Genomic DNA, 21476 nt, shown 5'->3' on the forward strand with positions numbered 1-21476 from the left:
AAGGGTGAAAAACTGTGCCGCAATGCATGTTTTTAGCCTCCTGCAGAAATACCTTGCGGCTCCCTCAAAGATATTAAATAATAAGATGTGATGCATGCATAATTGTTTAAAATTTGAGCAAAAAAAATCCCCGTGTAAAACACAGGGATTCTATTATGTAGCTTTTCAAAGAAATTATCTTCTTCTCTCTTTGATTTTTGCTTTTTTACCAGTAAGGTCTCTAAAGTAGAATATACGTGCTCTTCTAACTTTACCTCTTTGGTTAACTTCGATTTTTTGTAATGCAGGCATGTTAACAGGGAAGATACGCTCTACACCTACTGAACCAGACATTTTACGGATGGTGAAAGTTTGAGTGATACCAGCACCTCTTTTTTGGATAACAACACCTTTAAAGAACTGTGTTCTTGTTTTTTCACCCTCTTTAATTTCGTAGTACACAGTAATTGTGTCTCCTGAATTGAACTCAGGGAAATCTTTTTTTGTTACGAACTCGTCCTGAACGAATTTTACTAAATCAGACATGATTTTTTAATTTAAACGTTTGAATCAGAGCAACATGCACGGGTATCGCCAGAGGTTGGTCCGAAATTGGCTGCAAATATAAATATTTTTTTAATATGCAGAAATATTTTGACCTTAAATTAAATATAAATTTTAAGGCTGTAAGTTGTTGCTATTCAAGTAAATCGGGTCTTCTGTTTTTGGTATGCTCCAGTGCTTTATCTTCTCTCCATTGGTCAATTTTAGAAAAATTCCCGCTTAAAAGTACATCGGGTACTTTCCAACCCTTGTATTCGGCAGGGCGTGTGTAAATAGGAGGAGAAAGCAGGTTGTCCTGAAAACTATCGGTAAGTGCCGATGTTTCATTACTTAATACTCCCGGTATAAGTCTGATTATAGAATCAGCAACCACGGCAGCAGCAAGCTCACCACCCGAAAGTACAAAGTCGCCAATAGAAATCTCTTTTGTAATGAAATGATCACGCACACGCTGGTCTACACCTTTATAGTGTCCGCAAAGAATAATAATGTTTTTAAGCATAGACATCTGATTGGCCATTCCCTGATTAAGGGTTTCACCATCGGGAGTCATGTATATTACCTCGTCATATTCTCTTTCACTTTTCAGTTTAGTAATGCAGGCATCTATAGGTTCGATCATCATAACCATACCGGCACCACCGCCAAACTGGTAGTCGTCTACATTTTTGTGTTTGTTGGTACTGTAATCCCTAAGGTTGTGCAGGTGTACCTCTACAAGTCCTTTGTCTATAGCTCTTTTTAGTATTGAAGCTTCAAACGGACTCCTTAAAAGTTCGGGTAATACAGTGATAATGTCGATGCGCATTTTGCTAATTTTTAAATGAACCAGTGGTTTAATGTACCAATGAGGGTGCAAAAGTAAAACGAAATTACCGAAGCTACAATAATTGCAACATTAAGCCACTGACTTATTTTTACATTTATACACCAAATTGTTTAAGGTGGTGGTCAAGATGTTTATATTGTAATGTATCCCATTCCTCAATGGTCATTTCACCAAAGAAAGGGTGTTTCATATTTTTTATGCAATTGTGTCCTTCTTTTGAAAAAGTCTCTACCAGTGCGATTAATTCTGTTTTAGAAATTTCAAAATCAGGTTCATGGGAAATTTTAAATTCTTTTGCCGTGGGCATCCCTTTCCCGAAGGGTTGTGGTTCCATTAGTTTTTTCTTGGCCGATTTCCCGAAAAAGAAAACAAGAAATTTATTTGGTTTCAGTTCTAGTGTACCGTGTGCTACTTTAATAATCTGCTGGCAGTGTAACAGCATCTGGCTAACGGTCATTTTACCCCACTGTGAAAGTGTAATAGGGGAAAGCTGATTTATTCTGTCGATAATTTCACTATTATCGGTAGGGTTAAAAATGCTTTTCATGTTGTTTTTTTGATTAATGAGCCTCAAAATTAAGAATAAATAGCTTTACTTTTTCACAGCTTTTAGTGCGTAAACAAAAGGAATTTTATTTTGCAGGTGTGGTATTCTGTAGCGTTTGGGTTCAAACTCTTCCATGTCGTTAAAACAGTCGTATGGGGAGTAATTGTATTCTTTAAAAGTCTTAATTTCGAGGTTGTTGTTTATCAGGCTACTAAATACTTCGCTAAGATCATGGTTCCATGATATGGTTTTTACTTCCATATTGGCGGCTTTATCGGCATAAGTGCCTGTTTCGTTTTCAATAATAGCCTCTTCGTTAAAGTAGCTGTAATCTATTTTGTTGAATCCATTGTCAAACATCCATACGAAAGGATGGAATTCGGCAAAAATAAAACTGCCTCCCGGTTTAAGGAAGTGGTTTATCACTTTAGCCCATTTATCAAGATCGGGCAGCCAGCCTATAGTACCATAGCTTGTAAATACAATATCAAACTGCTCGTTAAGGTTATCGGGCAGGCTATATATGTCACAGTATATAAACCGAGTGTTTGTATTTGTGGTTTCTGCCAGTTCATGTGCTTTGGCTATGGCGGCATCTGAAAAATCGACTCCTATTGCTTTAGCTCCCATACGGCTAAGGGAAATAGTATCCTGACCGAAATGACATTGCAGGTGTAGTATTTTTTTGCCTGTAACATCGCCCAAAAGCTCAAGCTCTATATTGTTTAGGGTTGATTTCCCGCTTAAAAACGATGGCATATCATAAAAAGATGATTCTACATGAAATGTGGTTTTTTGATTCCAGGCTTCTTTATTTATATTGATATAGTTGTCTTTTGCTTCCATAATAAAAAGATTGGTTGTTCAAATTTACCTTTTTCTTATAATTACGAGTCAGGTTTAGTAGTAATTAATTTGTAAATTTGCACTTCATAATAAAAACAAAAAGACAGATGGAAAACGGAATTTACGCTAAATTCAATACACCAAAAGGTTCTATTTTAGTGAAACTTACGCATGACAAGACTCCGGGAACGGTAGGTAACTTTGTAGGTCTTGCTGAAGGTAATCTTGAAAACGATGCTAAACCACAAGGTAAACCATATTATAACGGACTTAAATTTCACAGGGTTATTCCTGATTTCATGATTCAGGGAGGATGCCCGGTAGGTACAGGTGTTGGTGGTCCCGGTTATCAGTTTGATGATGAGTTCCATCCGGAACTTACACACAGTGGTCCCGGTGTACTTTCTATGGCAAATGCAGGTCCTGGTACAAACGGTTCTCAGTTCTTTATTACTCATGTTGAGACTCCGTGGTTAGACGGTAAGCATACTGTTTTCGGTCACGTGGTTGAAGGTCAGGATGTGGTAGATGCTGTTGCTCAGGGTGACGAAATTGAAAGCATTGAAATTATCCGTGAAGGTGATGAGGCTAAAAACTGGAATGCTATTGAGGCTTTCAGAACTTTTGAAGGTGCGCGTGAAAAACGTATTGAAGAGGCTAAACAAAAAGCTGAGGCAGAAATGGAGAAACTTGCTGCCGGGTTTGATAAAACTGAAAGCGGACTACGTTATAAAATAATTCAGAAAGGTAACGGTAAAAAAGCTGAGAAAGGTAAAACTGTTTCAGTACACTATACAGGTGCTCTTGATAACGGTCAGGTATTTGACTCTTCTTACAAAAGAAAAGACCCAATTTCTTTCGCTCTGGGTGTAGGACAGGTAATTTCAGGTTGGGACGAAGGTATTGCTTTACTACAGGTAGGAGATAAAGCTCGTTTTGTTATTCCTTCTCACTTAGGTTACGGTTCACGTGGTGCAGGTGGCGTTATCCCGCCAGATGCAACACTTGTTTTTGATGTTGAGTTAATGGATGTAAAATAATAACATCTCACATTATATTTAAGGCTGCCTGTAGGGCAGCCTTTTTATTTGGAATACTTTTTGAAAGTCATACATATATGGATTACTTTTGTAAAACACATTAATATGATTATGAAAAAGCTATTATTACTGTTTGTTATATTATTTGGGATTTCTGCAAAAGCACAAATACCGGGCTCAAGTATGCACTGTGGGTATGATTTCACATCTTACTTAGTGTTGCATGTGCACGAGCAGGGAAATGAAGATAACATAAAAAACTTAAAGGTTACGGTGGTAGATAGTTTAGGCAGAGATCTTATTAATGTAAATAACATGTACAGCTGGAGTAATGCTAATAAGCCACTTGAGTTCTCACTTAACTACAAGATAGACGATAACAACAAGAGGTTAGTAGAGGGCGCTACGGCTACTAAAGAGCGTTGGTTTTTTCCTTTTGCTAAAGATAATTACCTGCTATCTGTAGCTAATACTTTTAAGGCAGATAATTTTAGTGTAAAGGTTGAAGATACTACAGGTACTTACAAACCGGTTATTATTCAGCTTTATGCTTACAATATGTATGTGCTTTGCTCTAACGAAAGTAGGGATGCGGCTATGAAGTTTGGTCGTAAAATGAACAAGCCTCTTGAAATAGTACTGGAAAAACAGTAATTATCTAATTTACCAGTTTTTAATGCAGCAATTAATAAGCTCAGAATTGTTACATTAAAAAATTAGATAATTGAAGTATTAATTACCTCCACTTAATATTACAGCCTATACTTGGTTTTTGAGGTTCGGGTATATTGCGGTTGTATAAAACACCATCAATAGCATTACGCAGGTCACTACCGCTTACGGGGATATTATTGCCGGGGCGTGAGTCGTCAAGCTGACCACGGTATACCAGTCGGTTTCGGGAATCAAAAAGGTAAAAGTCAGGTGTGCAGGCTGCGTCATAAGCTTTAGCTACTTCCTGTGTTTCATCGAACAGATAAGGAAAATCAATATCGTTTTTAAAGGCAAATTCTGTCATTTGGTCGGGAGCATCCTGCGGATACTTTACCGGGTCGTTACTGCTTATGGCTACCATGCCTATTCCCTGCACCCTATAATCGTTAGCAATCATAACAATTTCATCAATAACATGCAATACAAAAGGGCAGTGGTTGCATATAAATAATACCAGTGTACCTTTTTCTCCTTTAATATCACTAAAGGAGAAGCTTTCATCAAAGTTGGTTGCCTTTAATGAAAAATCAGGGGCTATGGTGCCTAGCGGTAACATGTTTGACGGTGTGTTTGCCATTTTTGAAAGAAATAAATTACTTTAGCAAATTACGATAAATTTTAAAATAAAATAAATACAAAAGCTATGTTAACTTGGGAAGAATTTGAAAAAACAGAAATGCGTGTGGGTACTATTACAGAAGTGAACGATTTTCCTGAAGCCAGAAAACCGGCCTATCAGCTGGTTATTGATTTTGGAGAAACGATAGGTGTGCGAAAATCATCGGCACAAATCACAAAACGTTATACAAAAGAGCAGCTAACCGGAAGACAGATTGTAGCGGTGGTAAACTTTCCCAAAAAGCAAATAGGAAAATTTATGAGCGAATGCCTGGTGCTTGGCGTAATGGGAGCTGATAATGATATTGTATTACTGGCACCCGATTTTAAAGTAGAAAATGGATTGCGTATAGGATAAAAACAAAAAAAAACTGCCTAGAGGCAGTTTTTTTATTAAATGTCTTCGAAGTTTACATCTGTAAAACTTTCTGTTCCTACAGGTTCAGGAGTTTTTTCTGCAAACATTTTCTTGAAGTCTTTTTGATGTCTTTCAGAGATTACTTCTTCTCCTTTGCTATCAAGAACATATTCTGTCATTTCGTCCAGAATGCTTCTGAAGGCTGCAAAATCTTCTTTATAAAGATAAATTTTGTGTTTTTTAAAGTGGAAAGAGCCATCCTCTTCAGTAAATTTTTTGCTCTCAGTGATTGTAATGTAGTAATCTTCGGCTTTAGTAGCTCTTACGTCAAAAAAATAAGTCCTTCTTCCCGCTCTTAAAACTTTAGAAAAAATCTCTTCCTTTTCAAGCATGTCATTATCTCTCATAATCCTTCGTAGTTTTTTAATTGGTTTATGTAGCTACCAAAAATCTAAAAAAAATCTTAAAAATCCAACAAATTAATTTATTTCTTTTTCGGATAGTTGTTTAAGGTAAAGCTCCTTGTAATAACCAGCCTGATTTACAAGTTCATTGTGGGTGCCCTGTTGTATAATTTCACCGTCTTCCAGTATAATTATCCTGTCGGCATTTTTGGCAGATGATACCCTGTGGCTCACAATGATGGTGGTTTTGTCTCTGCAAAACTCCATAAGGTTGTTAAGTATAGCTTCCTCAGTTTCAGTATCTACTGCCGAAAGTGAGTCGTCCAGCAATAATACTGGGGCGTTTTTAATCATTGCTCTGGCTATAGATACACGTTGTTTTTGTCCGCCCGAAAGTGTTATACCTCTTTCTCCTAATATGGTTTCGTAAGCTTTGTTAAAAGCGGCGATATTGTCGTGCACCACGGCTTTTTTGGCAACGGCAATAACTTCTTCATCTGTAGCATCTTCGTCACCAAATTTAATGTTGTTTTTTATGGTGTCAGAAAACAGGAAAGCATCCTGTGGAACAAAACCTATGCTATTGCGCAGGTCGTAAAGATTTAACTCTTTTATATTGGTATTGTCAATCGTTACTGTTCCCTGTTCTATATCATACAGTCGGCTTATAAGTGAAAGTATGGTAGATTTTCCCGATCCTGTTTTGCCTAATATAGCGAGCGTTTCTCCTTTATTAATGTTGAACGACACATTTTTAAGTGCTGTTATATTAGTGTCTTCATAAGTGAAGGTTACATTATTAAAGGCAATGTTACCTTCAATAACCGATTGTTCTGGGTTGTTATTTTGAATATCGGGCTCGGTTTTAAGGAATTCGTTAATCCTTTTTTGAGAAGCTTCGGCTTCCTGTACCATGCTGGATATCCAGCCTAGTGAGGCTACCGGCCAGGTTAACATATTTATATATAGTATAAATTCTACTATCATACCTATGCTTTTAATGGTGCCATCTATGTATAATTTACCGCCTACGTATATAACTATAAGGTTACTAAGTCCTATAAGTAGTATCATAAATGGTCCAAACATTGCGCTAACTTTGGCCAGGCTCATGTTTTTTGCTTTGCTATCGCGTGATAGTTGGGTAAAATCGTCCTGCTTTTGTTTTTCCAGAGCGTAGGCTTTTATTACCCTAACGCCCGAAAACATTTCCTGAGTGAAACTTGCCAGTTTAGAAAGGTTTTCCTGATAGCGTGTACTTCGTTTGTTAATCTCTACACTAATTTTAAATATACTATACGATAATATAGGTAATGGTATTAGAGTGTATAGTGTTAGCTCTGGCGACAGGATTGACATGTGGGTAATAATAATGATAAAGCGTATAATGGTGTTAAGGCTATACATAATTGCCGGCCCAACGTAAGAGCGTACTTTGTTTACGTCCTCACTAATACGGTTCATTAAATCACCGGTTCGGTTCTTTTTATAAAAGCTTTGAGATAACTTTTCGTAGTGTTCAAAAATTTCGTTTTTAAGGTCAAACTCTATGTGGCGTGACATTACAATAATGGTTTGCCTCATAAAAAAGGTAAGTATACCGGCTACAAGAGTTGCTCCTATAATAATAAGTACGCTTTGTAATATTTCATGCTTAACCCCATCCATACCTATTTTGCCTCCTGTATAGTTCTCAACGGCAGTTATAATGGCTCCTGTGTATTGTGGTGTAAACAGGGAGAATATGTTGCTTAAAATGGTAATTAAAATTCCTAAAAGAAATTGAAATTTATATTTTATAAAGTATTTGTTTAAATGTTGAAGTTCTTTCATTTTTCTGTTTTTAACTCAGAATATTTTTAGGTAAAATTGTTAAAACTTGTGTTTTGGTCGGTAAAAGGCATTATCAAAAATAAACTATTTTAATTATCGAAAAATTAAAAAAAAGGTTTTATTTTGCTACATCTTAAATTTAAGTGTATTTTTGTAACCAGTTTTTGAATAAATTTCAATTTAAAAAATAATATCATGATAACAGAAGTTGTTAATGCTAACGAACTTGTAAAAGTTGATCCGGTTTTTGGACAAGCTTCTTTTAATGACCATGAACAAATCGTTTTTTGTCATGACAAAGATACTGGTTTAAAAGCAATAATTGGTATTCATAATACAGTTTTAGGGCCTGCGCTTGGTGGAACGAGAATGTGGAAGTATGCGAACGAATGGGAGGCTTTAAATGACGTATTGAGGTTGTCTCGTGGTATGACGTATAAGTCGGCCATTTCCGGACTAAACCTTGGTGGTGGTAAAGCTGTTATTATTGGTGATTCAAGACTTGATAAAACTCCTGAAATGATTACAAGATTCGGGCAGTTTGTTAATTCTCTAAGCGGTAAATATATCACAGCAGAAGATGTGGGAACTACAACTCCTGATATGGACCTTATTCGTGATGTGACTCCTCACGTAACAGGTATCTCTGAAGAAAGAGGTGGATCGGGTAACCCGTCGCCTGTAACTGCTTACGGAGTTTATATGGGTATGAAAGCTGCTGCTAAGCATCAGTTTGGTTCAGAAAACCTTGCAGGTAAAAAAGTATTAGTACAGGGTACAGGTCACGTAGGTGAAACACTTATTGATTACCTTACTAAAGAAGGTGCTCTTGTACAGATATCTGATATCAATGAGGCAAGAATGGAAGAAGTTGGTGCTAAATATGGTGCTAAAATCTTTATGGGTGATGATATTTACAGCGCAGATGTAGATATTTATGCTCCTTGTGCACTTGGTGCTACTGTTAACGATGAAACTATTGAAAAGCTTAAAGCTAAAGTAATTGCAGGAGCTGCAAACAACCAGCTTGCTGTAGAGAATGTTCACGGAAAAATGCTTCAGGATAAAGGTATTCTTTATGCTCCAGATTTCCTTATCAATGCCGGAGGTATAATCAATGTATATGCAGAGATTGCCGGATATGATAAAGCTGAGGCTATGAAGAGAACTGAAAATATTTATAATACTACATTAGAGATTTTCCACTTTGCTGAAGCTAATGGTGTTACTACTCATCAGGCTGCAATGTCTATCGCTCAAAAACGTATTGACGACAGAAAAAAAGAAATGGCTAAATAATTATATAGCCTTAAAATAATATTACTATTTTTGCGAAGCGAAAGAAGACCTCTTTCGCTTCGCTAATTTTTAAATGTTCTTACGACGGATGTTAAACAGAAGACATATTCGTGTTAAAGTGATGCAGTCCATTTATGCGATGCATCAAAATGGTTCAGACAGTTTGGATAAGGAAGAAAAATTCCTTTTTCAGAGTATAGAAAATATACAGGATCTGTACCTTATCATGCTTTCTGCACTGGTTGAAATCAGAAACAGTGAAGAGGGGTTTTTAGACAGGTCAAGCAAAAAACACCTTGCTACAGCCATAGAAAGAAATCCAAACAGGAAGTTTGTCAATAACAAAGTTTTACATCTTTTAGCAGAAAGCAACTCGCTTAGTATAGCTATTGAAGATCGTAGGGTTTACAACTGGAAAAATAATGACGATTATATTCTTATCCTTCTTGAAGCCGTTAAGGAAAGTGAGCTGTATAAGGAATATATGAGTGATGAGGAAAACAGTTTTGCTCAGGACAAAGAATTTGTAGTAAACCTGTTTACCGAAGTTATTGCTCCAAACGAAAAGCTGTATGAATATCTTGAAGACCATAAATTAACCTGGGTAGATGATATTCCTTTAGTTAATACAATGGTTGCAAAGCAGCTTAAACAAATCAAAAAACCAGCAGATGAGGAGTATGATGCAATACATATCCCTAAACTATATAAGGATATTGATGATCGTGATTTTGTGAGAAACCTGTTTAGAAAAACGGTTTTAAATGAAAGAGAACTGTCTCAGGAATTTACCGATAAGACACCTAACTGGGATGCAGAGCGTATTGCTGAGCTTGATGCTATTATACTGAAAATGGCTATTTGCGAATTCTTAAAATTCCCGTCTATTCCTGTTAAAGTAACAATTAACGAGTATCTTGAGATTGCTAAAGAGTATTCTACGCCAAAAAGTAGTATATTTATCAACGGTATTTTGGATAACTTAATTAAGGATTACCAAAACAGCAATAAATTAGTAAAAACCGGTAGAGGTTTAATGTAAAACCAAATTAAAAAATTATAAGTTATGTTGAAAAAATCAGTAGCTATGTTAGGCATAGCGTCTCTTATTTTTACAGTTTCATGTAAAGAAAATGCTGCACTTAAAATTGATGAAAATAAAGCAAAAGAGGCTGAAATAGCTCATGCAGAAGCAGGACAGGTACCTGTTATTAAGTTTGAAACTATGGAGCACGACTTTGGTACTATTAAGCAGGGTGATAAAGTGGAGTATGTGTATAAGTTTACTAACGAAGGTGCTGCACCGCTTGTATTAAGCCAGGTTAAGCCAAGTTGTGGTTGTACTACTCCAGATTGGACTAAAACTCCTGTTGCACCGGGTGAATCTGGTGAGATTAAAGTTGTTTTTGATTCTCATGGTAAATCAGGTAAGCAAAACAAAACTGTAAACGTACACTCTAATACAGAGGCTGGTACAGATGTACTTAAGTTTACAGCTGAGATTGAAAAGCCGGAAGGCATAGGAGCTAAAAACTAATTAGACATATAAAATGGAAGAAATTTCGAAGTTTGGTCCTTTATTATTAATGTTTGTGGTTGTGTATTTTTTAATGATACGCCCGCAACAGAAAAGGCAAAAGCAGGAAAAAGAATTTGAAAGCCAGCTTAAAGTTGGAGATAAGATCATAACAAAAAGCGGAATACATGGTAAAATAGCTGAGCTTGCTGAAACAAGTGTAGTTCTTGAAACTATGGCAGGAAAGCTTAAAATGGAACGTTCGGCAATCTCACTTGAATTGAGCAAGAAAGTTCAACAACAATAATAAAAAATCCTCAGCGTAAGCTGAGGATTTTTTTATCTGTATTTATCATTAAGCCCAATTCCTTTAAGGATCATGGGCTTTATTTTTTCCAGTCGTGAGAGTTTTGTAGCCTCTCTTTTGGCTGTTTTCATAAACTCGGCATATTCTCTTTGCTTAAAAGGAGTTAGTGCTTCAAAAGCAGTTTTTTTTTTAAAGCCTTGTTGGTTTCAAGTTCCTGTTGAAGGGTTTCCGGTATAACGGTTTCCCTTTTTTCAGCTTTAATTTCCAGTCCGTCTTTCTCTACTTCAATAGCCTCGTTAATATAGCTTAGTATCAGTTTCTCGTTAACTTCACTCTTATCGGTAAAACGCCATTGCCTTAGTGATTTGGTGTTGCCTTCGTTTGCATTAACAAGCACACTTTTTTCGTCTTTCAAAAAAACACCTTTCAAAAACCAAATGGTAAAAAAGTTCTTAAAGCCACCTATTCCTAAAACATTCTTGTTATTGTAAGTATAAACTATACCGCCCCATTTTGTAGTTTCGGTTAGGGGAGTTTTTACAATAATGTTTTTAAGGAGCTCAAGCTCTTCTGTCCACTGGTTCGTTTTATCCCATGTTTTCTTTTCAGACATAGTGATTTTTATTTCTTAGCTGTAAGTTCGGCAATTTTAACGATAACTTCAACAGCTTTTTGCATGCTCTCTACAGGTACATACTCATACTTCCCGTGAAAGTTATGTCCGCCTGCAAAAATATTAGGGCAAGGTAATCCCATGTACGAAAGCTGAGAACCATCTGTACCACCACGTATAGGTTTGATAAGCGGAGTAATACCCAGTTCGTTCATTGCTTTTTCGGCAACGTCTACAATATGCATAACCGGTTCTACTTTTTCCTTCATGTTAAAGTACTGGTCCTTAACTACAGCAATAGCGATGTCTTCGCCAAACTGTACTGCATATTGAGCATTGATATCTGCTACTATTTTATGGATAAGCTCTTTACGTGCTTCAAATTTAGCTCTGTCGTGATCACGGATAATAAGTTGTACGGTAGTTTCCTCAATGCTTCCGTTTAGTCCTGTTACATGGAAAAAGCCTTCGTAACCTGTAGTTTGCTCAGGAACTTCGCCTTCCGGTAACTGAGAGATAAACTTATTAGCTAATAGCATTGAGTTTATCATTTTTCCTTTTGCATAACCAGGGTGTACGCTTTTTCCTTTAAAAGTGATTTTAGCTCCGGCAGCATTGAAGTTTTCATATTCAAGTTCGCCAATTTGGCTACCATCCATTGTGTAAGCCCAATCTGCACCAAACTTCGCTACATCAAACTTGTGTGCACCACGACCAATTTCCTCATCGGGAGTGAAACCTACGCGTATTTTACCGTGTTTAATTTCAGGGTTTTTGATTAGGTATTCCATAGCAGTAACAATTTCTGTAATACCTGCTTTGTCATCGGCTCCTAAAAGGGTAGTACCGTCTGTAGTGATTATGGTTTGCCCTTTGTATTGTAAAAGGTCTTTAAAGTAGCCGGGAGAAAGTACTATGTTTTGTTCTTTGTTAAGTACTATATCACCACCGTCATAATTCTCAATAATTTGAGGTTTTACGTTAGCACCTGTAAAATCAGGAGTAGTATCAAAGTGAGAAACAAAACCTATTGTTGGTACATCGTGATCTACATTTGACGGAAGCGTAGCCATGATATATGCATTTTCATCTATGGTAACATCTTCCATGCCTATAGCCTTAAGCTCTTCTACAAGCTGATTGGCAAGATCCCATTGTTTTGCTGTACTTGGAGTTGTGTCAGAATTTGGATCTGATTCAGTATCAACTGTGACATAGCTAATAAAGCGGTCAATTATATGCTGCATTTTCTGTGTTTTTTAAATGAGCATCAAAGTTACAATTTTGTACAGAAGTACAATAATCTTAAACCGTTTTAATAGTTTATTTTAGAGGTAATGTTATGTTAAAGGTAGCTCCGTTTCCGGGTTGTGATTCGGCTGATATTGAGCCGTTATGCTGTTCGGTGATCTTTTTACAGATACTTAGCCCTATACCCGTACCGGCATAGTCACCTTTACCGTGCAGGCGCTGGAACAGTTTAAATATCTGTTCGCTGTATTGTGCATCAAAACCAATACCGTTATCTTTAAAGGTAAGATGAGCTAAATTGCCTTCTGTTTGAGCGGTAACACTTATTTCGGGTTTTTCTGAGCAGTATTTTAATGAGTTACTGATAAGATTAGAGAACAACTGTTCCATTTGTAACGGAATAGCTTTTATGGTAGGTAGTGTGTTCCTGTTAATAACAGCATTTTTTTCTTTAATAAGCAGTTCATAGTCTGCCAGTACAATATCCAGTATATCGTTAAGGTTAACATTTACAAACTCTTTCTCTGCCGATAGCCTGCTGTATACTAAAACATCTTTTATAAGCTGAGTCATACGTTCGGCAGAATCATGTATCTTTTTAATATAGGGTTCTGATTCCTCGCGGGTCATGTCTCTATCCTTTACAAAGGTGATAAAGGTTTGTATTTTGCGCAGGGGTTCCTGTAGGTCATGACTTGCTATATAATTGAATGATTCCAGTTCTTTATTAGACTTTTCCAGCTGAACATTTTTTTCGGCAAGTTGTGCGTTAACCTCTTTAAGAGAGGCAGTACGTTCTTTAACTTCTTCTTCCAGTCGGGTGTTGAATTCGCTGAGTTCGCGCTCAACATTTTTACGATTGGTAATATCGTTAAATATAATTGCAACTTTATTGTCTTTAGCATCGCTTAATGGAAAGGCTGATACCTCATACCATCCGTTAATAAGGTGTTTAGCCTCCTGCTCAAAATACTTCGGTTTACCGGTAAGTGCAATTTCGCCATAAGTTTCAAACCAGTAGCTTTCATGATTAGGTTCCAGTTCTTTCATGTACTTACCTGTAGCATTTACGAGTCCTGTTTGGTTTTCAAATGCCGGATTGGTTTTTACAAAAATATAGTCAATAGGTTTTTTGTTTTCATCAAAAATCACCTCAATAATACAAAAGCCCTGATCAACAGAGTTGAAAAGGGAGGCATATTTGTTTTCTATTTGTTCAGCAATAACAGTATTGAAGTTTCGCTCGGCTATTGTTTGTTCGGTTATATCTTCCCAAACCCTGTAAACACCTTCTCCTGCTTTAGTGTCAGATACCTTGAACCATCGCTGTACATCATCAAGATTTTCGTAATGTCTCACCCAGTTTTGTTGTATGCCGGTCTTGTAAGCAGCTATAAGGCTGTCAATCTGGTTCATTTGGTCAGGTAATACTTCAAGTAGTGTTTGCCCCGTGTAGTCAATACCTTTAAAAAAGTCTATGGTTCCACGACTAAGGAGTGCAAACCTAAAATCTATAATTTCACCATCGTTAAATACAGGCGTAAAAAAGATGCTCCTGTTATTAGGTGCATCAAAAGCCAGCTTCATGAGTTCGACAGCAGTGTCGTTATTCTTTTGAAGCATGGTATTCGCTGTATCGTCTTTAATTGTTGACATGGTTTTTGCAGTATGGTGATAGCCAAAGATAATGATTTGCTATAATTGGTTTAGCTAACAATAGCTAAAGTTTGGTTAATTCTTTTCTTATATTTTCTTTAGCATTCGCCTCATACTTAGCACGAAAGAAATCAGTTTTATATATAAAGCTCATGGAGAGGAAATGTTTTAAAACTTTTTTTCGTCCCGGCTTATAGAGTATGTCGGGGTAAAAAGAATATTCTTCCCTTACCTGTTTATAATATTTCGCATATTTACTCCAATAGTAACCTAGTATTGATAAGTCGGCATCGGTAAACAGGTTAATGTCATTATCGCTAACCGGTAAGTGTGATTTGGTGGCAAGTATCATTTGTCTACACCTTTCGGTTTTGTCTTCAGGATAATTAATTTTCTTTAGTCTTTGTACGGCTAATTCGGCACTTTGTTCCTCATTATCATTACGGGTAGATTTGTAAATAATGTCATGATAAAACAAGGCAAAAAGCACGGTGTCCCAGTCCTCAATCAATTCTTTACATAAATGAAGTTCGTTGTACAGGTTTTCAAGATGGGTAAGGTTATGGTACTTTCGGCTTTTATGGCTGTAATAGTCTTTTATTTCCTGCCATAAAACAGCAGATAATTCTTTACTGTAAACATTTACTGTATTTATAAAAAGTTCTTCAAGCATGTTTTATCTTACTCTTGCAACAGAATATAATATGAAGATATAAAACAGCATTATAAAGCCTATAATGGTTATATATATTTGTTGTGTTAGTCCGGTAAAAGCAAGGATAATATGTGTTATCATTGTACCTCCTAAAAAAAATGCAGAAGTAAACCTTGCATTGATAGTTGTTCTGGGAGAATCAAACCTAAGCGCAATTAAAAACAACATGATAAAGAATGAGGTTAAAAAACCTCCCAAACTTAAAAGGTTTTTCTCTTCTATGCTTATACCGGAAAAACTATATAATGCATAAGAAAATAACAGGCTGAATAATAGCCCTAAAACCGATTTTACAAAATTAACTCTCATAGCTTGTATTATTTGGTTGGTGGAGGTGGAGGAATAGATGCAAATACAACATCAAGTTCAGAACTTGTGCTTGCAGGCTGCCATTCGGTCATTCCCTGTTTCCATATATAGTGTTCTTTTGTAAACTGTCCGTTTTGTGCCATTCCTTTTAACTGTTGTATTGTAAAAGGTCCAGACTGTTGTCCGTTAATGGCAATATGAAAGCTTACAGTAGGAGGTGGAGGCGGAGTGTTAGGTATGTTATTTAGCATACCGCTCATTTGGTTACCCATTGTTCTGCCCAGTGTAAGTCCGGTCATAATACCTATTGGATTATAGCCGTGACCATCGCCATCGCCATCAATGTTCCCCATAGCACCCAAGCTTTCGGAAGCGGTTTTTAAAACATCAGCCTGCAGGTTTAACTGATGGGCAGCAAAGTTTCTTCCTTCAACACCAAGCTCAGTTTCTTTACGTTCAATCCTTTTATTCTCACCAAGGTGAGTTATTTCGATGTCGGTTTTAGAATCGATGAATTTGGTTTGCTGGTCGGCTGTATTCTTTTTAAGCTGTAGGTAATGCGGATGACTTTTGTCCAGCTCAATAGCACTTACATCAAGACGTTTAAGGTTGATGCCAAAATCATTTCTAAAATCCTCTTCCAGCTTTAGTTTTATATGATCACTAATCATATCAATCCTACTTTCCAGCTGCATAACCGGTATTGTGGTTTCTGTAGGGATATTGATGATTACATTTTTAGCCTTTCTTATAAAGGCGTCTTTAACCTGGTCTCTAAGGTTGTCTGTAGTGATATTTTTAAGTCGGTTTAATCTAATCAGATTAGGATAATCAGAAAGATTAAATATAAATGAACCCCTCACGGCACATGGTACACCAAGATCCATAAACCTTGGATCAAAAACATCAAAATAGGGTATACCGAATTTTACGGTTATATTTCCCGCAAGGTTAATAAAATAGACTTCAGCCTGAAAAGGGGAGTGCCCGCCAAATGCAGCTCCTACAATATCTGATAATACCGGGAAGTTAGAGGTTTCAATAAACTTGTCATGAGGTCCCTCAATGACATCATAGGGAGAACCGTCTTTTTGCGGATACACAAATAGGGCAACTTCGCCTTGTTTCACCCTTATGCTACTGCCGTAACGTATGGCATTTTCTTTTTTTGTAGATCCGGCTTCACCCGACGGTCTCCATTTGTGAATAAGGTAATCAGTTTCATCACAACGGATAACATCCATAAAACCGCCTTCTCTACCTGTAAAAAAGTTTCTAATCCCCATGGCTTATTTTTTTAGTTGTTCTGCTATTTTAATTCTGTCCAGTTCCTCAAATCTTGTTGAGTAATCAGGTATAAGTTCTGCCTTATCTTTAGCTGTTTTAAACTCCTTTTTAGTTAGAAGTTCACCTATTTGTGTTATAAGTATTTTGGTTATAAGCTCTTCTCTTTCTGTTTTAAAGGTAAGAAAGTTAGCCTTTTCAAGAGCCTTTTCATAAGCTCCTGCTTTATAAAGACTGTCAATATTTATGACTTCTATTTTAGAAAGATAAAATTCTCTTGTAGATTCTTTTTCCAGTTGTGGTATAAGTATTTTGGCTGAATCCCTTTTTCCTTCTGCAATAAGGCGGTCTATTTTTTTATCAATACTTGGTTCTGGAGAAGGTATACGGGTAATAGCAAATAATACTCCGCCTACAAGTAAAAATGCAGCAGCTATAGATACAAAACTTCCAGACTCCCTTTGTTTGATGTATTGTGCTTTTTCTGCTTCAATTTTACTGATAAATTCAGCAACTGTGCCGTCTTCGCCATAATTACTTCTCATTAGGCTAAGGGTAGCGTTGATTTCATTGTTTAATTTGCTATAGTTGTTACTGTCTTCAAAAAGATCTTCTCTTTTTATAACCTTTTTAAATATAATATAGGTACCTAAGGTTAGGTAAGTAAGTATTACAGACTGCATTATTTTCCCTGAGCCCTGTTTAGGAGTGTTTTTTAGCTTTAGGAGCTTTTTCTCCACATCATGCATATACTCATCCAGAGTAGCGGTATTTTTTGATCTTGCATTAACAACATAGTTACAGGAAGGGCAAACCCTGCTTACACCAACCATAATTTCACCACAGCTTGGACATTTTTGTATAGGATTTTCTTTTTTTCGTGTTTGTTGTGCATCAAAAAGCTTTCCTTCCAGGATCATTTCAAGTTCGTCTATATCAAACCCTTGTTTTTCAGCTTTTTTAATAAGTACTTTTTTTTCTTTTTCGGTTATAAAACCATCAGTAATTGCGTAATCAATTAATTTTTCTAGCTCTTTATTCATTATATAAGGTAAGTTGCATACTATTTTCAAATATAATCAAAGAAAGGGGAGATTCTAAAAGGAATGTTAAAATTTTTATAAACAATAAACTTAGGATAATTTATTACTTTTGCAGCCACAATAATTTAGCTATGTACAAATCTCTAATCAGGCCTGTATTATTCCGTTTTGATCCGGAAAAAATTCATTACTTCACATTTTCAACCATCAGATTTTTAAACAGTATACCGGGTATGCCCTCTGTACTTAAATCAATGTTTGAGGTAAACGACCCAAGACTGGAGCGCGAAGTGTTTGGATTAAAATTTAAAAACCCTGTAGGGCTTGCTGCCGGACTTGATAAAGATGCTAAGTTGTACAAAGAACTGGGTAATCTGGGTTTTGGCTTTATAGAAATAGGTACGCTTACCCCAAAACCGCAGGACGGTAATCCTAAAAAGAGACTGTTTAGGCTTAGGGAAGATGGCGGACTTATAAACCGTATGGGTTTTAATAATGGTGGTGTAGCCGAAGCTGTAGAGCGCCTTAAAAAGAATCCTAAAGGTAAAGGCCATGTGCTTATAGGTGGTAACATAGGTAAAAACAAGGTGACTCCAAATGAAGATGCTGTAAGTGACTACGAAATATGCTTTGATGCACTGTATGATTATGTGGATTATTTTGTGGTAAATGTGAGTTCGCCTAATACACCAAACCTGCGTGAACTTCAGGATAAAGAGCCTTTAACCCAGTTATTGCAAACGCTTCAGGATAAAAACCAAACGAAACCGGTACAAAAACCGATACTGCTTAAAATTGCTCCTGATTTGACCGATAGTCAGTTGCTTGATATTATTGATATAGTACAAACTACCAAAATAGCAGGTGTTATAGCAACTAATACTACTATTTCGAGAGAAGAGTTACAATCTGAAAACAAAAAGGAAACGGGCGGACTTAGTGGTAAGCCGTTAACCAAAAGGTCTACCGAGGTAATAAGGTTTCTATCTGAAAAAAGTAATAAAGCATTCCCTATAATAGGAGTGGGAGGTATACATACTGCCGAAGATGCTATTGAAAAACTGGAGGCAGGAGCGAGCCTAATACAGCTTTACACCGGATTTATATATGAGGGGCCGGGGCTTATTAAGGCGATAAACAAGAAGTTGTTATCAAAAAAATAGTTTACGGACTGTTTTTATGGTAATTTTTCAAAGAAAACGATTTCGTAAACCCGATTCTTTAATTATCTTTGAACCTCTATGAAACAGGTTAAGATTATCGAGTGTCCAAGAGATGCCATGCAGGGCATCAAAGAATTTATTCCCACAGAGAAGAAAGTAGCTTACATTCAGTCGCTGTTAAGGGTGGGTTTTGATACTATTGATTTCGGTAGTTTTGTTTCGCCTAAGGCTATTCCGCAAATGCAGGATACTGCCGAAGTGCTTGCAAAACTTGACCTGAGTGCCACAAAAAGTAAACTACTGGCTATTATAGCCAATACAAAAGGAGCAGAGTTAGCCTCTGTACATCCTGAAATACAATATTTGGGATATCCGTTTTCCATTTCAGAGAACTTCCAGATGCGTAATACGCATAAAACCATAGCCGAGTCTATTATTACTTTACAGGAAATACTAAACATTGCCGATAAAAGTAATAAAGAGGTTGTGGCTTACCTTTCTATGGGCTTTGGTAATCCTTATGGAGACCCGTGGAGCGTGGAAATTGTAGGGGATTGGACCGAGAAGCTCGCGGCAATGGGGGTTAAAATACTTTCACTGTCAGATACCATTGGTAGTTCAACACCCGAGGTTATCGATTATCTTTTCTCTAATCTTATACCTAAGTATCCTGAAATTGAATTTGGGGCACACCTACACACTACACCAGACAGATGGTTTGAAAAAGTAGACGCAGCCTACAAGGCCGGGTGCATACGTTTTGACGGAGCTATACAGGGATTTGGCGGTTGCCCTATGGCAAAAGATGACCTAACCGGAAATATGCCTACCGAAAAAATGCTTTCTTACTTTACTGCAGAGAAGGTGGTAACCAACTTAAATTCACTTAGTTTTGAGAGTTCGTACAACGAAGCGACCAAAATTTTTACCCAGTATCATTAAGAATAAATTTTCTTTATAAAGACATAACGATTTTTTATAAAACAAACGCTTTCTTATTAGGTTAAAAAGTACTATATTTGCATGCAATTTAACGACAAATTGCAACATGAAAGCACACACAACTAAAATCATCGGTGAAGGTCTTACTTACGATGATGTACTGCTGGTTCCAAATTATTCTGAGGTTCTTCCACGCGAAGTAAGTATCAAATCAAAATTCTCAAAAAACATAACATTAAACGTGCCTATCGTTTCGGCGGCTATGGACACGGTGACGGAAAGCGCTATGGCTATTGCTATGGCTCGTGAAGGTGGTATAGGTGTATTACACAAAAACATGACGATTGAGCATCAGGCTACAGAGGTTAGAAAAGTAAAAAGAGCAGAATCAGGGATGATTATCGATCCTGTTACGCTTCCTCTTAATGCTACAGTTGCAGATGCTAAAAACGCCATGCGTGAGTTTGGTATCGGAGGTATTCCGGTAGTAGACGAAAACCAAATACTAAAAGGTATTGTAACTAACCGTGATCTTCGTTTTGAAAAAGATGGTACACGTTCTATTGTAGAAGTAATGACTTCTGAAAACCTTGTTACTGCAGGTGAGGGTACTACTCTTGATGTGGCAGAAGGAATTCTTCAGGAGCATAAAATTGAAAAATTACCTGTAGTAAACAGCGAAAATAAACTTATTGGTCTTATTACTTTTAGAGACATCACTAAGCTTACCCAAAAGCCTATCGCTAACAAAGATAAATTCGGAAGACTTCGTGTTGCTGCTGCCCTTGGTGTTACTGCCGATGCGGTACAGAGAGCAGAAGCACTTGTAGCTGCCGGAGTTGATGCGGTAATTATCGATACGGCTCACGGACATACAAGAGGTGTGGTAGGAGTACTTAAAGAAGTAAAAGCAAAATTCCCTGAGCTAGACGTTGTTGTGGGTAACATTGCAACTCCTGAAGCGGCTTTATACCTTGCTGAAAACGGTGCAGATGCTGTAAAAGTAGGTATCGGTCCCGGTTCTATATGTACTACACGTGTAGTTGCAGGTGTTGGTTTCCCTCAGTTCTCTGCAGTTCTTGAAGTTTCTGCAGCATTGAGAGGTACAGGTGTTCCTGTAATTGCCGATGGTGGTATACGTTACACAGGTGATATTCCTAAAGCGCTTGCAGCGGGTGCCGACTGTGTAATGCTTGGTTCATTACTTGCGGGTACTAAAGAGTCTCCGGGAGAAACTATCATATTTGAAGGCAGGAAATTTAAATCTTACCGTGGTATGGGATCTGTAGAGGCTATGAAAGAAGGTTCTAAAGACCGTTACTTCCAGGATGTAGAAGATGATGTTAAGAAACTTGTACCGGAAGGTATTGTAGGCCGTGTACCATACAAAGGAGAGCTTTTTGAAAGCATGCTTCAGTTTATAGGAGGTCTGCGTGCAGGTATGGGTTACTGTGGTGCTAAAGATATCCCAACACTACAGGAAAACAGCCGTTTTGTACGTTTAACTTCAAGCGGTATATCTGAGAGTCACCCTCACAATGTAACTATTACTAAAGAGGCTCCAAACTATTCAAGATAATTTGAGGTCGAAAGACTAAAACATAAAAAAGGCAGAAGTTACTAACTTCTGCCTTTTTGTTTTTATT

Annotated in this window: 25 protein-coding genes; 10 read left to right on the top strand and 15 right to left on the bottom strand. The window is 37.0% G+C overall.

Features of this window, described 5'->3' with window-relative positions; all coding sequences use genetic code 11:
- Positions 1-174 precede the first annotated feature (174 nt).
- From rplS to V3Z67_RS09705, 4 genes are all read right to left on the bottom strand, one after another.
- On the bottom strand, positions 175-525 hold the full coding sequence (gene rplS / locus V3Z67_RS09690) for a 50S ribosomal protein L19 (protein WP_035131999.1): 351 nt from the start codon (positions 523-525) through the stop codon (positions 175-177).
- 151 nt (positions 526-676) lie between these two features.
- Positions 677-1351, bottom strand: coding sequence for a tRNA (guanosine(37)-N1)-methyltransferase TrmD (gene trmD, locus V3Z67_RS09695; RefSeq protein ID WP_035132002.1), 675 nt, complete (start codon positions 1349-1351; stop codon positions 677-679).
- Between the two features lie 115 nt (positions 1352-1466).
- Complete coding sequence (locus V3Z67_RS09700) at positions 1467-1919, bottom strand: DUF1569 domain-containing protein (protein ID WP_330443110.1); 453 nt, start codon at positions 1917-1919, stop codon at positions 1467-1469.
- Positions 1920-1964: 45 nt separating this feature from the next.
- A complete protein-coding gene (locus V3Z67_RS09705; RefSeq protein WP_330443111.1) occupies positions 1965-2765 on the bottom strand; it encodes a class I SAM-dependent methyltransferase in 801 nt (266 codons plus the stop codon).
- Positions 2766-2872: 107 nt separating this feature from the next.
- Between V3Z67_RS09705 and V3Z67_RS09710 the strand changes: the two genes are divergently transcribed.
- Together V3Z67_RS09710 and V3Z67_RS09715 are read left to right on the top strand one after the other, a co-directional pair.
- On the top strand, positions 2873-3805 hold the full coding sequence (locus V3Z67_RS09710; RefSeq protein ID WP_330443112.1) for a peptidylprolyl isomerase: 933 nt from the start codon (positions 2873-2875) through the stop codon (positions 3803-3805).
- Positions 3806-3916: 111 nt separating this feature from the next.
- Complete coding sequence (locus V3Z67_RS09715; RefSeq protein ID WP_330443113.1) at positions 3917-4459, top strand: hypothetical protein; 543 nt, start codon at positions 3917-3919, stop codon at positions 4457-4459.
- An 82-nt stretch (positions 4460-4541) separates the two neighbouring features.
- Here V3Z67_RS09715 and V3Z67_RS09720 read toward each other — a convergent pair whose 3' ends face one another.
- Positions 4542-5096, bottom strand: a complete 555-nt coding sequence (locus tag V3Z67_RS09720) for a thioredoxin family protein (protein ID WP_330443114.1) — start codon at positions 5094-5096, stop codon at positions 4542-4544.
- Between the two features lie 66 nt (positions 5097-5162).
- Here V3Z67_RS09720 and V3Z67_RS09725 point away from each other — a divergent pair, with 66 nt between their 5' ends.
- Positions 5163-5495 carry a tRNA-binding protein gene (locus tag V3Z67_RS09725; RefSeq protein WP_330443115.1) on the top strand — a complete coding sequence of 111 codons (333 nt, stop codon included), beginning with the start codon at positions 5163-5165 and terminating at the stop codon, positions 5493-5495.
- A gap of 35 nt (positions 5496-5530) precedes the next feature.
- Here the strand turns inward: V3Z67_RS09725 and V3Z67_RS09730 are convergent, their stop codons facing one another.
- Both V3Z67_RS09730 and V3Z67_RS09735 read right to left on the bottom strand, forming a co-directional pair.
- Entirely contained in the window at positions 5531-5902 is a 372-nt protein-coding gene (locus V3Z67_RS09730) for a PUR family DNA/RNA-binding protein (protein ID WP_330443116.1), read from the bottom strand.
- A 72-nt stretch (positions 5903-5974) separates the two neighbouring features.
- Positions 5975-7732 carry an ABC transporter ATP-binding protein gene (locus tag V3Z67_RS09735; RefSeq protein ID WP_330443117.1) on the bottom strand — a complete coding sequence of 586 codons (1758 nt, stop codon included), beginning with the start codon at positions 7730-7732 and terminating at the stop codon, positions 5975-5977.
- Between the two features lie 195 nt (positions 7733-7927).
- On the opposite strand from V3Z67_RS09735, the gene V3Z67_RS09740 reads away from it, so the two are divergent.
- The 4 genes from V3Z67_RS09740 (at position 7928) to yajC (ending at position 10854) form a co-directional block, all read left to right on the top strand.
- A complete protein-coding gene (locus V3Z67_RS09740) occupies positions 7928-9031 on the top strand; it encodes a Glu/Leu/Phe/Val dehydrogenase dimerization domain-containing protein (RefSeq protein ID WP_330443118.1) in 1104 nt (367 codons plus the stop codon).
- Between the two features lie 88 nt (positions 9032-9119).
- On the top strand, positions 9120-10073 hold the full coding sequence (nusB, locus tag V3Z67_RS09745; RefSeq protein WP_330443119.1) for a transcription antitermination factor NusB: 954 nt from the start codon (positions 9120-9122) through the stop codon (positions 10071-10073).
- 24 nt (positions 10074-10097) lie between these two features.
- On the top strand, positions 10098-10568 hold the full coding sequence (locus V3Z67_RS09750; RefSeq protein ID WP_330443120.1) for a DUF1573 domain-containing protein: 471 nt from the start codon (positions 10098-10100) through the stop codon (positions 10566-10568).
- 13 nt (positions 10569-10581) lie between these two features.
- The gene (yajC, locus tag V3Z67_RS09755) at positions 10582-10854 is read left to right on the top strand and encodes a preprotein translocase subunit YajC (protein WP_330443121.1); all 273 of its coding nucleotides are present in this window, start codon (positions 10582-10584) and stop codon (positions 10852-10854) included.
- Positions 10855-10886: 32 nt separating this feature from the next.
- Here yajC and V3Z67_RS09760 read toward each other — a convergent pair whose 3' ends face one another.
- The 8 genes from V3Z67_RS09760 to V3Z67_RS09795 form a co-directional block, all read right to left on the bottom strand.
- Entirely contained in the window at positions 10887-10985 is a 99-nt protein-coding gene (locus V3Z67_RS09760; protein WP_330443122.1) for a hypothetical protein, read from the bottom strand.
- A 32-nt stretch (positions 10986-11017) separates the two neighbouring features.
- Positions 11018-11467 (bottom strand): DUF1801 domain-containing protein, encoded by a 450-nt coding sequence (locus V3Z67_RS09765; protein WP_330443123.1) that lies wholly within the window; start codon positions 11465-11467, stop codon positions 11018-11020.
- An 8-nt stretch (positions 11468-11475) separates the two neighbouring features.
- Positions 11476-12714: a peptidase T gene (pepT, locus tag V3Z67_RS09770; RefSeq protein WP_330443124.1), complete on the bottom strand. Its 1239-nt coding sequence runs from the start codon at positions 12712-12714 to the stop codon at positions 11476-11478.
- A 76-nt stretch (positions 12715-12790) separates the two neighbouring features.
- Positions 12791-14374 carry a sensor histidine kinase gene (locus V3Z67_RS09775; RefSeq protein ID WP_330443125.1) on the bottom strand — a complete coding sequence of 528 codons (1584 nt, stop codon included), beginning with the start codon at positions 14372-14374 and terminating at the stop codon, positions 12791-12793.
- Between the two features lie 64 nt (positions 14375-14438).
- Positions 14439-15047, bottom strand: coding sequence for an HD domain-containing protein (locus V3Z67_RS09780; RefSeq protein WP_330443126.1), 609 nt, complete (start codon positions 15045-15047; stop codon positions 14439-14441).
- Positions 15048-15050: 3 nt separating this feature from the next.
- Positions 15051-15398, bottom strand: a complete 348-nt coding sequence (locus V3Z67_RS09785; RefSeq protein WP_330443127.1) for a hypothetical protein — start codon at positions 15396-15398, stop codon at positions 15051-15053.
- Between the two features lie 8 nt (positions 15399-15406).
- Positions 15407-16684, bottom strand: a complete 1278-nt coding sequence (locus V3Z67_RS09790) for an SPFH domain-containing protein (protein ID WP_330443128.1) — start codon at positions 16682-16684, stop codon at positions 15407-15409.
- Between the two features lie 3 nt (positions 16685-16687).
- On the bottom strand, positions 16688-17725 hold the full coding sequence (locus V3Z67_RS09795; protein ID WP_330443129.1) for a hypothetical protein: 1038 nt from the start codon (positions 17723-17725) through the stop codon (positions 16688-16690).
- A 131-nt stretch (positions 17726-17856) separates the two neighbouring features.
- On the opposite strand from V3Z67_RS09795, the gene V3Z67_RS09800 reads away from it, so the two are divergent.
- The 3 genes from V3Z67_RS09800 to guaB all read left to right on the top strand — a co-directional run bounded on the left by V3Z67_RS09800 (position 17857) and on the right by guaB (position 21409).
- Complete coding sequence (locus V3Z67_RS09800) at positions 17857-18888, top strand: quinone-dependent dihydroorotate dehydrogenase (protein WP_330443130.1); 1032 nt, start codon at positions 17857-17859, stop codon at positions 18886-18888.
- A gap of 78 nt (positions 18889-18966) precedes the next feature.
- Positions 18967-19830, top strand: a complete 864-nt coding sequence (locus V3Z67_RS09805; protein WP_330122392.1) for a hydroxymethylglutaryl-CoA lyase — start codon at positions 18967-18969, stop codon at positions 19828-19830.
- 106 nt (positions 19831-19936) lie between these two features.
- Positions 19937-21409 carry an IMP dehydrogenase gene (gene guaB / locus V3Z67_RS09810; RefSeq protein ID WP_330443131.1) on the top strand — a complete coding sequence of 491 codons (1473 nt, stop codon included), beginning with the start codon at positions 19937-19939 and terminating at the stop codon, positions 21407-21409.
- Positions 21410-21476 lie beyond the last annotated feature (67 nt).

It is taken from the genome of Flavobacterium sp. C4GT6, from assembly GCF_036347315.1.
In the GTDB taxonomy this organism is placed as follows: domain Bacteria; phylum Bacteroidota; class Bacteroidia; order Flavobacteriales; family Flavobacteriaceae; genus Flavobacterium.

Coding starts and splice junctions, on each gene's coding strand:
- rplS (WP_035131999.1), bottom strand. CDS start 525: ATGTCTGATTTAGTAAAATTCGTTCAGGACGAGTTCGTAACAAAAAAA.
- trmD (WP_035132002.1), bottom strand. CDS start 1,351: ATGCGCATCGACATTATCACTGTATTACCCGAACTTTTAAGGAGTCCG.
- V3Z67_RS09700 (WP_330443110.1), bottom strand. CDS start 1,919: ATGAAAAGCATTTTTAACCCTACCGATAATAGTGAAATTATCGACAGA.
- V3Z67_RS09705 (WP_330443111.1), bottom strand. CDS start 2,765: ATGGAAGCAAAAGACAACTATATCAATATAAATAAAGAAGCCTGGAAT.
- V3Z67_RS09710 (WP_330443112.1), top strand. CDS start 2,873: ATGGAAAACGGAATTTACGCTAAATTCAATACACCAAAAGGTTCTATT.
- V3Z67_RS09715 (WP_330443113.1), top strand. CDS start 3,917: ATGAAAAAGCTATTATTACTGTTTGTTATATTATTTGGGATTTCTGCA.
- V3Z67_RS09720 (WP_330443114.1), bottom strand. CDS start 5,096: ATGGCAAACACACCGTCAAACATGTTACCGCTAGGCACCATAGCCCCT.
- V3Z67_RS09725 (WP_330443115.1), top strand. CDS start 5,163: ATGTTAACTTGGGAAGAATTTGAAAAAACAGAAATGCGTGTGGGTACT.
- V3Z67_RS09730 (WP_330443116.1), bottom strand. CDS start 5,902: ATGAGAGATAATGACATGCTTGAAAAGGAAGAGATTTTTTCTAAAGTT.
- V3Z67_RS09735 (WP_330443117.1), bottom strand. CDS start 7,732: ATGAAAGAACTTCAACATTTAAACAAATACTTTATAAAATATAAATTT.
- V3Z67_RS09740 (WP_330443118.1), top strand. CDS start 7,928: ATGATAACAGAAGTTGTTAATGCTAACGAACTTGTAAAAGTTGATCCG.
- nusB (WP_330443119.1), top strand. CDS start 9,120: ATGTTAAACAGAAGACATATTCGTGTTAAAGTGATGCAGTCCATTTAT.
- V3Z67_RS09750 (WP_330443120.1), top strand. CDS start 10,098: ATGTTGAAAAAATCAGTAGCTATGTTAGGCATAGCGTCTCTTATTTTT.
- yajC (WP_330443121.1), top strand. CDS start 10,582: ATGGAAGAAATTTCGAAGTTTGGTCCTTTATTATTAATGTTTGTGGTT.
- V3Z67_RS09760 (WP_330443122.1), bottom strand. CDS start 10,985: ATGAAAACAGCCAAAAGAGAGGCTACAAAACTCTCACGACTGGAAAAA.
- V3Z67_RS09765 (WP_330443123.1), bottom strand. CDS start 11,467: ATGTCTGAAAAGAAAACATGGGATAAAACGAACCAGTGGACAGAAGAG.
- pepT (WP_330443124.1), bottom strand. CDS start 12,714: ATGCAGCATATAATTGACCGCTTTATTAGCTATGTCACAGTTGATACT.
- V3Z67_RS09775 (WP_330443125.1), bottom strand. CDS start 14,374: ATGTCAACAATTAAAGACGATACAGCGAATACCATGCTTCAAAAGAAT.
- V3Z67_RS09780 (WP_330443126.1), bottom strand. CDS start 15,047: ATGCTTGAAGAACTTTTTATAAATACAGTAAATGTTTACAGTAAAGAA.
- V3Z67_RS09785 (WP_330443127.1), bottom strand. CDS start 15,398: ATGAGAGTTAATTTTGTAAAATCGGTTTTAGGGCTATTATTCAGCCTG.
- V3Z67_RS09790 (WP_330443128.1), bottom strand. CDS start 16,684: ATGGGGATTAGAAACTTTTTTACAGGTAGAGAAGGCGGTTTTATGGAT.
- V3Z67_RS09795 (WP_330443129.1), bottom strand. CDS start 17,725: ATGAATAAAGAGCTAGAAAAATTAATTGATTACGCAATTACTGATGGT.
- V3Z67_RS09800 (WP_330443130.1), top strand. CDS start 17,857: ATGTACAAATCTCTAATCAGGCCTGTATTATTCCGTTTTGATCCGGAA.
- V3Z67_RS09805 (WP_330122392.1), top strand. CDS start 18,967: ATGAAACAGGTTAAGATTATCGAGTGTCCAAGAGATGCCATGCAGGGC.
- guaB (WP_330443131.1), top strand. CDS start 19,937: ATGAAAGCACACACAACTAAAATCATCGGTGAAGGTCTTACTTACGAT.